Origin of the sequence: Wolbachia endosymbiont (group A) of Alloplasta piceator (assembly GCF_964028505.1) — a bacterium.
Lineage (GTDB): Bacteria > Pseudomonadota > Alphaproteobacteria > Rickettsiales > Anaplasmataceae > Wolbachia > Wolbachia pipientis.
Window position 1 is genome coordinate 560,637 of the sequence record NZ_OZ034793.1, and the last position, 13,043, is coordinate 573,679.

Below are 13,043 nucleotides of genomic sequence, written 5' to 3' on the forward strand. Positions count from 1 at the left end.
CCTTAGTTTAAATGTTTAAGAAATTTACTAAGCAGAAAAAAAGGCAAAAAAAACCCCGTGTTAGCTAGTTGTCACTCTCTAATCCTGCAAATTGGCGTACTATACTGTCTTAAACGACTTATAAGCGCGTTTCAGCTTATATAGGTAAAAACCTAGAAATGTTGTGAAGACATAAGGTGCACATAGTGCAAAAAATTAAAAATAAGACGCCAACTACGTTGTTTTCTTGCTGTTTAATCCGCACAGATGAAGATAACTGAATACCTTCAATACCATGATAAGAGGACTGGCGGAGTTTGTCAAGCAAGTTTTTCGTTTCTGCGGGCTACTACCCTTTCTTGGTGGACTATAACAGCTGCAGAACCTAAATTGCTTCATACTACACCTTTCCCCTGAAACTAAAATCTATATACTTAACTTTAGAAACTTTAAAATAAGATGCGATCTAATATTAGGCAGTTATTTTACTATATAAAGCCTAATCTATCCTATTTTGTCATAGCTTTTATTGCAGTTTTATTTTCAGCCTTAACGATCCTCCTCTTTGGCAGAGGCTTAAGCAATATAATTGATTCTGGCACAGAGCACGATTTTACTACCAAACTATTAGTTGCAATACTTATAGTTTTAGCCATTTCTCTCACTGCATTTACTCGGTTATATTTCATTGGCATTGGCAGCGAGAAAGTTATCGCAAGAATCAGATATGACTTATATAGCAGTATCACTAACTTGCAACCAAGTTTCTTTGAGAACACAGGCGTACAAGATGTTATCTCAGCGTTAATTACTGATACCTCTGTGCTGCAATCAATAATAAACAGCAGCTTACTAACCATATTACGAAATTTTGTGATTCTGATTGGCAGTGTTGCTATGTTATTATATACAAATATACAACTAACTGCATATGCAGCCGCAATAATACCTATACTACTCATTATCATGACCTCACTTGGAAAAAAAGTGCGTAGCTATGCACGCTTTGCTCAGGATAAATTAAGTGAGCTTGCGTCATTTAGTGAGGAAAATTTTAGATCTATAGTGACTATCAAATCGTTTGTACTCGAGGAAAACGAAAAAATCCGTTTTAAGGAACATTTAAACTCAGTATCAAAATCATACGTAAAATTAGTACTCTTGCGTGCTATTTTAGTAACTCTAGTTATCACGTGTGTGATAGGTTCACTAGTTGTTTTGCTCTTTTTTGGTATTAAAGAAGTCTTAAGCAATAATATAACTATTGGAGAACTCTCCTCATTTGTGTTTTATTCAGCGCTCGCAGCAGGAGCTATAAATAATTTGAGTGATAATATCAGTGATTTACAACGAGGTCTTGGAATAGTAGAGCGTTTATTTGAATTTAAAAATATGAAAAGCTCTATAGCAGATCCCGATGATCCTATAAAAATTTGTAGTGTTCAAAAAGGAATTTCGTTTAATGGTGTAACATTTTTTTATGAATCTCAGTCTGATAAGCCAGCGTTAAATAACGTATCATTTTCTATAGAGGCAGGTCAAGCAGTATCAATTGTTGGACCATCTGGCAGTGGTAAAAGCACCATTTTAAAGCTTCTGCTCCGTTTTCATGATCCAAACAAAGGTAGCATTACTATCGATGGGCACAACATTAAGTCAATTGCGCTAAATGACCTCAGATCGTTGTTTGGCTTAGTGCCACAAGATCACATGATATTCTCTTGCTCAATAATGGAAAATATACTATATGGCAAACCAGGTGCCGAATATGAGGAAGTGAAGCAAGCAGCCATCAGCGCTTATGCGATGGAATTTATTGATAAGCTGCCTGATAAATTTGATACATTTGTAGGAAAAAGAGGATTAAAACTTTCTGAAGGACAAAAACAACGTATTGTAATAGCAAGAGCCATACTCAAAAACCCTCAGGTTTTAATACTGGATGAAGCAACCTCTGCCCTTGATTACAAAAGTGAGAACCTCGTGCAAAAAGCATTGAGCAAGTTAATGCAAAACAGAACAACAATCGTAATTACACACAGGCTATCAACCGCACTCAAGACTGACAAGATTATAGTAATTAATCATGGAAAAGTAGAAGAAGTAGGCACTCATGACTCTCTAATAAGTAAAGACGGGCTATATGCAAAACTGGCGAAGATACAGTGGAATTGAAAGAAAATTTAAATCATACCGTTAGTTGATATGCTAGATTTATAATTAAAATTATTAAATTTTTAATTTTATTATTTTATAATGGTTCCATAGTTATCCGGAAATTTCGTGATCTGTAGTTTCTTTCATTCACGTTATATTCATAGCTTGTTCTATCTTAATGTAATTCCAATTTTGACTGTATAGGAGGTCTCTATGTTAAAACATAACTATAGTGATAAAATCAATAATCGCTATTCATATACTAACAAATTTTCTTATAGTGATGAGGGTGTAGACGAGACGATCAAGGATAAAATCACAACTGAAGATCAGGTAGTAACTGATGATGTTAAAGAACCTGATGCTGGTAATGATGGTTACAGTGAAGGTATGGCTTTCTCTTACCATGGTTACGGCAACGACTTAATATAAACTCTGATCCAGGAAGATAAAATAGTTAAGATAAACCTTCAACTAGCCCCACTTATTCGCTATATTGTTGGAGGTTTTCATAGTTTTTCTAGTTGATGAACATTTTCAAAAGGGCTTCTTCCTTAATTTTGAGTAAATTAAACGAGTTGAAGCAAAGGGGTATTATAAATACAGATACAACAAACTTTATCGTAGAACCCCCAAGTAACAGAGCACATGGAGACATTTACACAAACGTTGCTATGGTGCTCGCAAAGCATGAAAAGAAGAATCCCATTGAAATTGCAGAGGTTTTAGCCAAAGAATTTGAACTTTTTGATGAAGTTGCAAAAGTGGAAATAGCGGGCCCTGGTTTCATCAACATACACTTAAAAATAAAAGTATGGCATGGGATTTTAAAACAAATAAATGAGCTAAAAACAGAGTTTGGCACCCTAGATATAGGGAACAATCAGGCCATTAATGTTGAATTTGTATCTGCAAATCCAACTGGTCCACTGCATATTGGTCATGCAAGAGGGGCAGTATTTGGTGACGTTCTGGCAAATTTATTGAAAAAAGTTGGTTATAAAGTTACTAAGGAATACTATATTAACGATGCTGGAGCGCAGATAGATACACTAATAAAGTCAGTGTATCTTCGATATAAAGAAGCTCTGGGAGAGAAGATTAGCATCGAAAAAGGTTTATACCCAGGTGAATATTTGAAACCGATAGGGGAGGAGTTGGCTAAAAAATATGGCAAGGAGCTTCTAAAAAAGCAAGATAATCAGATAATTAGAGACTATACTTTAAGTTCTATCTTAGAACTCATAAAGGAAGACATGAACTTACTTGGAGTAAATCATGATGTTTTTACTTCAGAGTATGAGCTACAAAAAAGTGGCAAAATCGAAGAGAGTATAAAGATATTGTCTGACAAGGGTCTAGTGTATGAAGGGTACCTGGAGAAACCAAAAGGCAAAGAAAGCGAAAATTGGACTTCCAGAAAAGAGATGCTATTTCGCTCTACAAAATTTGGTGATGACGTTGACCGTGCATTGAAGAAAGAGGACGGCAGTTGGACTTATTTTGCCTCGGATATCGCTTACCATTTTGATAAGATATCACGTGGTTTTAACAATATGATCGTAGAGCTTGGTAGTGACCACGGCGGTTATGTCAAAAGACTTAAAGCAGTCGTCTCTGCGCTCAGTGATGATCAAGCAAAAATAGAGGTAAAACTGCATAATATTGTGAATTTTTTCGAGAACGGCAAACCTGTTAAGATGTCCAAAAGATCAGGAAACTTCCTAACAGCAAGAGATGTAGTGGAAGAAGTTGGCAGGGACATAACTCGTTTTATAATGCTAACACGCAAGAATGATATGGTCTTGGACTTTGATTTTGCTAAAGTTAAAGAACAGTCAAAAGACAACCCTATTTTTTACGTGCAATATGCGCATGCTCGTGCTCATTCGTTAATGCGTAATGCTCCAAAAGAGCTCCCAACAGCAGATCCTTCACTTTTAAGGACAGGTGGAGAGCTCTTCCTCATAAAAACCTTAGCAAAGTGGCCAGATGTGGTAGAAATTGCAGCAAGGCTTTGTGAGCCACACAGAATTACTTTCTACTTACTTGAAGTTGCAGAAGCGTTTCACGTTTTATGGGGGTATGGCAAGAGTGATTTAAACATGCGTTTCATACTGGAAGACAACTTAAACCTCACCGCTGCAAGAATGTTTCTCGTGCAGGCCTTAGCACACGTCATCGCTTCTGGACTTTCTATCTTCAATATAGAGCCTTTGGAAGAGATGAGTTGATTTTTTTATGCAAGATTGTTTTTTCAACGAATAGAGAAGTTGACAAAATTAAGTAAAAATGTTATAGTTTATAGTAGTATTTTCTGGTTAATATATGGCTCACAGTCAAAAAAAGCTCAATGTTAATGTAAGTTTTGACAGTAAATTGGCTCAGTATCTTACAGAAATGGCAGAGACTCAAAATAAAACTATTCCTGAAGTTTTAGTAGATTTAGTGGAAGAAGAGTTCGAAGAAGATGTAGAGCTATCCAAAATAGCTGACGATCGCCTCTCTGAAGGTGAAGAAGAAGTAGAGGATGATGAAAACATCTGGAAATAAAACTTACACTATAAAATTCTTAAAAAATGTTATTGAAAAAGAAATTCCAGCTCTTCCGGCAAAGATTAAATTAATGGTTCAGGAGGCCATAAAGAAACGCCTTACAGTTGATCCTTTTAATCTAGGAAAGCCTTTATGTCATAGCTTTAGAGGGCAATATAGGATAAGGGTTAGCAACTACTGTATAATTTACAGCATAAATCATTCAGAGCGCAGAGTACTTATTACTGCAGTGGGGCATAGAAAAAACATTTACAAACACAGGAGATTACACAATTAAAAATATAAGAAGACAACTTAAACCTTACCGCTGCAACTTGTCCAAGCCTTAGCACACGTCATTGCTTCTGGACTTTCTATCTTTAATATAGAGCCGTTAGAAGAAATGAGTTGATTTTTTTTTGTTACAATATGTAATGATCAAAATATTATTCAAAGTAGGGTAAAGTTATGACAATCAGTTTTAGGGAGTATTCAACTGTATTCACTGAAGTTGCGGAACAGACAGATTTAAATGGAAATAACATAATTGAAAGAATAAAAGGGCATTAGCATAGATCCCGCTAACAAGCAGCGGGATGACGGTTGTCAGGGTGTCAGGCTAGTACCTTCTCTTGTCATCCCAGTGCCCAGACACTGGGATCCAGAAAAGTTTGCTTGTTCACAAGCAAACTAGCATGGAAAGTGGTTACAACATTTTCGATGAGATTATATGGAAAACTGTATTCCAGTGTCAAGCACTGGAATACATCACAGGGGCACTGGAATGACACCCTTTACGGGCTCTTAAATTGTAACTATAAATGTTTAAGAAATTTACCAAATAAAAAAAAGGCAAAAGAAGCCCCATGGTGGTTGGCTATTTACTATGTACTAAAATATCGGCGTTTTTTTTATTCTAAAACGCTTGATTAAGAGCGATTTATACCAATTCTCATTGTTGTCCAGTCAAATAGGAAACATTGCAGAGTTGTTTAATTGTGGAGCTGGCAAGAGAAGTAATAAATTTGCACAAAGCACCCTCAAGTAGAGCAATTGTATCGTATATTTTATTGCGCAAAATGTTCTGTTTTATATATAACCAAAGCCTCTCAACAGGATTTAGCTCAGGTGAGTATGGAGGTAGGTATATAATGTCGATATTTTTAGGTACCTTTAAATTTTTTGACCTATGCCAACTAGCACAGTCCATAACGAGAAAAGCCTCTCGTGTTTCTAGATATTGCGAAATTTGCTCAAGAAATATGTTCATGCAATCAGTGTTGACATTTGGTGCAAATAAGCTAGAACTCTCTCCATTTCTAGGATTAACTGCACTATAGAGATAGAAATTTTGCCTACCTAATTTTGTTTTAACCTGTGTTCTAATCCCCTTTTTAAACCACCCATGTCCAACTTTTGAATGTGTGCCAAACCGTGATTCATCAAAGAAAAATAGCTCTTTTTCTGGATACTTGCTAATAGCTCCATTGAGATTTTTTTTTGAATTCCTCTTGTTTGCTTTTATCTTGTCCATTATGAACTGGTCTTGGTGTAATATATGAGAATTTCATCTTTTGCATATGGCGGTGTACTGTAGATTTGCTGATATTTAATCCGAACTTTTCCTGGATTCTTATTCTCATTTCTTTAATGGTGATATTAGGATTTTCTTCTATCCACTCTTCAATTTGCTGTAGTTGAGCCTGATTTAATTTAGTTTTTCTACGACGTTGTGAAGGAGCAAACAGTTTTTCTTCTCTGCCAATTTTCAAGAGTTTTACCCACGAAGTTAGTGCGCTTCTTGAAATGCAATATATTTTTGCTACAGCCGTTATACTGTACTTTTTTGCTGCAATTACAGCATTTAGTTTTTTTGAAACATATGCATTATTCCTTACTTTCTTCAGCATTTCTTTTGCTGATTCTACTACTTTTTCATCCAATAATTTTGATCTTAATGCCATTTAAACCTCGCTATTTTACTTACTTCAGTATGGCTTTTCTTCCATCATTGTCCATCTGTTTGCCCTGTAATGGGAATTGGTATAAATAGAATAAAGTTCTTTTGTTAGTATTGTCCTTTTTGTAAAAAATATTCCTAATTTCTTCATCATTTCTGTGGGTAAGGTCATCTGCTTCTCTACCTCAAGTGGTTAACAAAGTTTCTTGTCACGAGGGACCAAATGGAAATCTGCTCGTTTTCACGCGAATTAATGTTACAAATTCTATACATTTCGTTACAAAATGGCATTCGCTTTCTCCATTATCCTTTACCTGCATTTTCATCAGCGTTCCTTGCGGTTTGCTTGCCATATAGGAGGAAATACAGGCTTACCCTGTTCCTTCTGTCATACAACAGTGGGTTAGGTGACTTCTCTATACCGGTGATTTGCGTACATCCAGAAATGAAAAATGTCACATTACCTTTTGGTCGGAGCTTATCAGCATCTTTAGCTCTTTAATCGTTACGATACTTATGAAGCTTCACTTACGTTCACCATACCACTAAGCCTAGCTCTCCAACCACATGATGCTTGTAGTTTATGCTCTTTTCACGATTGAGCATCTTCTTTTTCAAGAGGAGGTTCATTGTCCGCATCGCTTGGCACCAACCGGTTACCCGATTCGCATTGATGCGTAGACTCAGATGGCAAAACATCTGGTTTAATAAGTTTTAGAACTCTTTTAGTTTCTTTCTGAAGGAATTCCTCTCCTTTTAAACAATATGACCGAAGACTTTCAGGTCGCACCATTTCAATAATTAGCTGGGTTCCAGCAGAATCAGTACAGAAAACATCAACAATACTTTGTTTTTTAGAGGCAATCTCAGCATCCATGATAGTGCTGAGAAATTCTATTTCTTCTATTTCATCTTTGCCAGCGAAGCCCAATATATCATTGAGAAAGTGAATGAGAATATCTTTATTTTTCTCAGTGCCAAATATTCTCTTGAACGCGAAATTGTTTTTTGGATCGAGAAATTTCGAAAAGGCCATAATTAAATACAATTAGGAGACGAATAATTATACACTATTTTTCGCAAATGTTCAACCTCTGATTACTCCTTATTCTTTGCCCTTCCTGCACGCTTACGTTCATTTGGATCAAGGAATTTCTTGCGTAAACGTATAGATTTTGGAGTTACTTCCACCAATTCATCATCATCTATATACGCTATCATATCCTCCAGTGTCATTATCTTTGGTGGAGTGAGCTTTATAGCTTCATCACTACCTGAAGCTCTTACGTTTGTTAATTGCTTACCCTTTAACACATTTATCTCCAAATCATTGTCACGGCTATGCTGGCCGACAACCATGCCACAATATACCTTATCCTGTGGCTTAATAAACATAATTCCCCTGTCTTGCAAATTGAAAATTGCATATGCCACAGCCTCACCCTTATCTGTAGAAATTAAAACTCCATTGCGCCTTCCAGAAATTGGACCTCTATGTGGAGCATAACTGTGAAATAAACGGTTAATTATGCCTGTGCCACGAGAATCAGTTAAAAACTCTCCTTGATAACCGATTAATCCTCTTGATGGCACTAAAAACGTTAATCTTGTCCTGCCATTACCAGAAGGTCTCATGTCAGTTACTTCACCTTTACGGAAGCTGAGTTTTTCCATGATGATTCCACTATATTCATCATCTACATCAATTACTACTTCCTCTATAGGTTCAAGTTTTTTGCTATCTTCTTCCTTAAATAGCACTCGAGGGCGTGATACCGAAAGCTCAAAACCTTCTCTCCTCATATTTTCAATTAACACCCCAAGCTGTAGCTCACCACGTCCACCTACTTCAAACGCTTCACCGCTTGGTGCTAAAGTCACAGTAATTGCAACATTTGTTTCTGCCTCCGCGTATAAGCGATCCTTTATAGCAGTTGAGGTAAGCTTTGTACCTTCTTGCCCGGCAAAAGGTGAATCATTAACACTCAGAGTAATCGCCATTGTCGGCGGATCAACTGGAGTTGAGCTTACTGCAGTTGTAACCTCTGGTGCTGCTATAGTGTCTGAAACTGAAGCTTCCTCAAGCCCTGCAATTGCAATTATGTCTCCTGCCACAGCTTGTTCTACTGGAATGCGTTTCAAGCCAGAAAATGAGAGCAACTTAGTTAATCTTCCTCGTTCAATTACTTTGCCATCGAGGTCAAGCACCTTAAGATCTGAATTGACTTTTGCAATGCCCTGATAAACCTTTCCTGTCAATATTCTGCCAAGAAACTTATCAGACTCAAGTAGAGTGACCAACATAGCAAAAGGTGCATTTTGATTATAAACAGAAGGTTTTATATAATCTATAACCGTTGAAAATAATGGGCTTAAATCTTTTCTTTCATCAGAAAGCTCCTTAGCACACCAGCCATTTCTACCTGAAGCATACAACACTGGAAAATCTAGCTGCTCGTTGGTTGCATCAAGGTTAAAAAATAACTCATATATTTCATTTAATACTTCATCAATTCTGCTGTCTGGTCGATCGACCTTATTGATTATCACAATTGGCTTCAAATTTGCTTTTAGTGCTTTTGAGAGCACAAATTTTGTTTGTGGCATGGGACCTTCTGCAGCATCAACCAGCAGCAACACGCCGTCTGCCATGCACAATACCCTTTCTACTTCTCCACCAAAGTCTGCGTGCCCTGGCGTATCAATAATATTGATTTTTTCATCACCCCACATTATTGATGTGCATTTTGCAAGTATTGTAATCCCGCGCTCACGTTCTTGGTCGCCACTATCCATCACTCGTTCTTGAACTTCTTGATTCTCGCGGAATGTGCCACTTTGTTTTAACATGTTATCAAGTAAAGTAGTTTTACCGTGGTCAACGTGTGCGATTATTGCTATATTTCGGATCGATTTAAATTCGTTCATTTTCTATCATTTCAAAATTAATTTAGTAATAAGTATACATAAAATACACTTGGAGTAAATAACTAAAGCTGTGTATAAATGCTGTGTTTCCAAGATATTATAGGATTACTTTGTTAAATATTCCCTACTCCCAGGTTTTGTTATGGGTAGTTGTTTTAATTCACTTGGAAGTTCTTCCTCGCTGTAGTTTTTGATGTTCAGTTCAATCAAAGATATGACAGGAAAAGGCAGTTTCGTTTCACTATTTCTCTTTATCAAAGAAGCTTCAGCAACAACTTTACCTCCTTCCCCTTCTGCACATTCCACTGCTTCAAGTGAAGATTTACCTGTGGTTATTACATCTTCAATGAGCAATATTTTCTCACCCTTTTTGATCTTAAATCCACGGCGTAATTCAAACTTACCATTAACGCGCTCGCAAAACATTGTCTTTATTCCAAGCTGCCTGCCAATCTCATAACCCACAATTATTCCACCAATTGCAGGAGATAATATTAAATCTATGGAGCTATTTAATTCTTTTTTTATTTTATCTGCTAATAATGCGCAAACTTTCATGGCTCTGCTTGGATTTTCAAAAATCTTCGCACACTGTATGTATGTGTCACTATGCAGCCCGGATGATAAAACAAAATGCCCATGCAAAATTGCTTCTGCTTCTTTAAATTCTTTTATTATTAGGTTATTTTCGTCTAATATCATTTTTTAAGTTTCACTATTACATTCTTTATTAATTATCTGAGTGATACAAACATCAGACCACACATTTATTGCAGTTTCAAACATATCGATTATTGTATAAATAGGCAAAATCAGTCCCATAATATGCAGAGGAACATTCATCGACATGAGATAACTGGTTGCCATAAAATAGCACCCCATCGGCACTCCAGCGTTACCAATTGCAGCCCCTGTAGCTAAAAAAATCCATATCAACATTTCGCTTAAGGAAAATACGTATCCGTTCATTTCTGCAACAAACATTACAGTGATTAGTATAAATGCAGCACATGCATTCATGTTAATTGTTGTGCATATTGGTAAAATAAAAGACGATAATTTCTTTGGCACCTTTAGCTTGTTCTGCACACATTCTATAGTTGTTGGCAATGTTGCACTGGATGATTTAGAAAAAAACGCAAGTGTGAGTGCTGGCATAACCCCTTTCAGCGTTTGAATTGGTGATATGCCTTTATACCACATAAATAGCGGTAAAATCAGAAATGCCTGCACAAAATTTGCAGACATTATGCAAACAAAATACCATAAAAGATTGTAGAACTCACTACCGCCTTTTAATTCATGCAAAAAACAAGTAATAAAAGACCAAACAGCAAGCGGAATAAATTTTAATAACCCTTGAGCAATTTTAAGTAGCGTATCAAAAAGTGCAGAGAATACTTGATATAATATATCCTGCTTTTCTTTTGAAAGTGAAACAATAGCTCCACCCATCAAAAAAGCGATTAATATGCTACCAATCATATTATTTTCAAGAAAAACTTGCACAAAATTAGAAGGAATGAGTGATTTTAAATATGAAAAATAACTGTGGTTATTGCTGTTAATACTCCCTATTGTATTACTTATGAAATTTTTTCTTGCTGGATCTATTAACAAATAAAACGATAATGCAACAAACGCAGCTATAATAGTTGTAAGCAGAGTATAAAATAGTGTTTTCTTAACTAAGACTTTGATTTCAATTGAGTCTTTGAGCCCGGAAATTGTGGAAACTATGGATAAAAAAACCAGAGGTAAGCTTATTAATTTGAGCAAGCTGATAAAGATATCACTAAATAGCTTTGCTATTTCAAATATGATTTCATTGTTTAGGTAGTAAGCAACTATTGCAAGCAGTATAGAAAAAAGTATTGCAAACTTGTGCATTGAAAATAAAACTTCAAAGTAACATTATACAATAATTTTGCTGTTTTGGAATCAGATTGATAGACAAAATAACTTTACAGATTAGGGAAAGATAAGAGGATGTGTTTATTCGGAGACAGTGTAAGATTTCTTAATTTAAATTTAGGTGCACTTAGCCCATTCTGGTGATAACAAATTGGAATAGATAAGATATGATAACTAACTCTTCTGCGAGTATATAGTTTTGCCGGACACAACAGTACGTACTACGTGTCCTTTTACTTTGCGACCATCGAAAGGAGAATTCTTTGATTTACTAGCAAAGTTGTCAGTTTTAATTTCCCATTCATGATTGAGGTCAACTAAAATTAAGTCTGCAGCAAGGTTTTTTTGTATACGACCACGTGGTATGTGTATTATATCTGCAGGCTTATATGTCAATTTTGCAAGCACATCAAGTAGACCCATTTGCCCACTGTGATAGAGTTCAAGTGAAAGGGGCAGCATTGTTTCAAGACCAACAATACCAAATGCAGCATTTTCAAGTGGTAGATCTTTAGAACTACGATCATGCGGAGCGTGATCAGTTGCAATGCAATCAATCACACCTGTCTTTAAACCTTCAACCATAGCTAAACGATCTTCTTCAGTGCGAAGCGGCGGATTCATTTTTGCAATTGCCCCATGTTGTTTTACTATATCTTCAGTCAAAGTGAAGTGATGAGGGGTTACTTCGCACGTAACATTTAATCCCAAATCTTTTGCACGTTTAATAGCATCAAGTGAATCTTTTGAAGAGACATGTAGAATATGGTAGTGCACATTTTCCATATCCTTCATTAGCAGTATATCACGATTTACCATAACCGATTCTGACGCACTCAAGATCCCCTTTACTCCCAATTCTTCAGAAATTTTACCTTCGTTGATTGCGCCACCAGCAGATAAATTTAAATCTTCTGCATGTTGAGCAATAGGGACATTCAGCATACTTGAATAAAGCAGTGCCTGTCTCATAATCATTGGGTTCATAACTGGCATGCCATCATCAGTGAACCCAACCGCACCTGCTTCCTTTAAAAGTGCCATTTCAGTCAACTTTTCTTCCGAAGTGGTGATTTTAGCGTAAAATTCAACGTTTACATGTGAAGTTTCAAGTGCTCTATATTTCAAATATTTAGCCAAAATAACGCTATCAATTGCTGGAACAGTGTTTGGCTGACAAACTACAGTTGTAACTCCCCCCGCAGCTGCAGATTTGCTGCCTGTATATATAGTTTCTTTATGTTCCTGGCCTGGTTCACGAAAATGTACGTGAATGTCAATAAGGCCTGGCATTAGAACAAGCCCTTTACAGTCTATTGTTTCATCAACTCCACTTGTTGAAAATAATGATTCACCAAAGTCAACAATTTTATCCCCTTCAGTCAATAATGAACCTTTTATATCAAGTTTAGTTTCCGGGTCGATAATACGAGCATTAGTATACGCAATTTTATAGCCTTCCTTTTGCCCTGTTTGCAACAAATCCCAAGTTTGAGTCATTATATTTGAGTATCGATTATAAAATAAATCTAAAGTTTTTTTAATAAAATACAACCAAATTAAAACACAG

11 protein-coding genes and 1 pseudogene are annotated in these 13,043 nt (G+C 36.2%); 5 read left to right on the forward strand and 7 right to left on the reverse strand.

Translation table 11 applies throughout. The features are described from left to right. Positions 1-438: 438 nt before the first annotated feature. From ABWU31_RS02835 to ABWU31_RS02855, 5 genes are all read left to right on the forward strand, one after another. On the forward strand, positions 439-2,154 hold the full coding sequence (locus ABWU31_RS02835; protein WP_338482343.1) for an ABC transporter ATP-binding protein: 1,716 nt from the start codon (positions 439-441) through the stop codon (positions 2,152-2,154). 195 nt (positions 2,155-2,349) lie between these two features. Then, complete coding sequence (locus ABWU31_RS02840; protein ID WP_077188094.1) at positions 2,350-2,568, forward strand: hypothetical protein; 219 nt, start codon at positions 2,350-2,352, stop codon at positions 2,566-2,568. A gap of 95 nt (positions 2,569-2,663) precedes the next feature. Continuing rightward, positions 2,664-4,370 carry an arginine--tRNA ligase gene (gene argS, locus ABWU31_RS02845; protein ID WP_077188093.1) on the forward strand — a complete coding sequence of 569 codons (1,707 nt, stop codon included), beginning with the start codon at positions 2,664-2,666 and terminating at the stop codon, positions 4,368-4,370. Positions 4,371-4,464: 94 nt separating this feature from the next. Next, positions 4,465-4,689: a hypothetical protein gene (locus ABWU31_RS02850; RefSeq protein ID WP_010962565.1), complete on the forward strand. Its 225-nt coding sequence runs from the start codon at positions 4,465-4,467 to the stop codon at positions 4,687-4,689. After that, positions 4,667-4,969, forward strand: coding sequence for a type II toxin-antitoxin system RelE family toxin (locus ABWU31_RS02855; protein ID WP_236717735.1), 303 nt, complete (start codon positions 4,667-4,669; stop codon positions 4,967-4,969). Before ABWU31_RS02850 ends, ABWU31_RS02855 begins: the two co-directional genes overlap by 23 nt. A 654-nt stretch (positions 4,970-5,623) precedes the next feature. Here the strand turns inward: ABWU31_RS02855 and ABWU31_RS02860 are convergent. From ABWU31_RS02860 to ABWU31_RS02890, 7 genes and pseudogenes are all read right to left on the reverse strand, one after another. Next, a protein-coding gene (locus ABWU31_RS02860; protein WP_265029767.1) for an IS630 family transposase occupies positions 5,624-6,635 on the reverse strand; the annotation gives its coding sequence in 2 pieces (ribosomal slippage) (positions 5,624-6,172 and positions 6,174-6,635; 1,011 coding nt in all). A 24-nt stretch (positions 6,636-6,659) separates the two neighbouring features. Next, positions 6,660-6,803 (reverse strand): hypothetical protein, encoded by a 144-nt coding sequence (locus tag ABWU31_RS02865; protein ID WP_353271337.1) that lies wholly within the window; start codon positions 6,801-6,803, stop codon positions 6,660-6,662. 618 nt (positions 6,804-7,421) lie between these two features. Then, positions 7,422-7,667 (reverse strand): annotated as a pseudogene (locus ABWU31_RS02870) (PD-(D/E)XK nuclease family transposase); the annotation flags it as partial. A 62-nt stretch (positions 7,668-7,729) separates the two neighbouring features. Next, entirely contained in the window at positions 7,730-9,559 is a 1,830-nt protein-coding gene (gene typA, locus ABWU31_RS02875; RefSeq protein WP_353271338.1) for a translational GTPase TypA, read from the reverse strand. A gap of 105 nt (positions 9,560-9,664) precedes the next feature. Continuing rightward, positions 9,665-10,261 (reverse strand): orotate phosphoribosyltransferase, encoded by a 597-nt coding sequence (gene pyrE, locus ABWU31_RS02880; RefSeq protein ID WP_006279657.1) that lies wholly within the window; start codon positions 10,259-10,261, stop codon positions 9,665-9,667. 3 nt (positions 10,262-10,264) lie between these two features. Further along, complete coding sequence (locus ABWU31_RS02885) at positions 10,265-11,449, reverse strand: dicarboxylate/amino acid:cation symporter (RefSeq protein WP_010082165.1); 1,185 nt, start codon at positions 11,447-11,449, stop codon at positions 10,265-10,267. A 198-nt stretch (positions 11,450-11,647) separates the two neighbouring features. After that, positions 11,648-12,973, reverse strand: coding sequence for a dihydroorotase (locus ABWU31_RS02890; protein WP_077188568.1), 1,326 nt, complete (start codon positions 12,971-12,973; stop codon positions 11,648-11,650). Positions 12,974-13,043 lie beyond the last annotated feature (70 nt).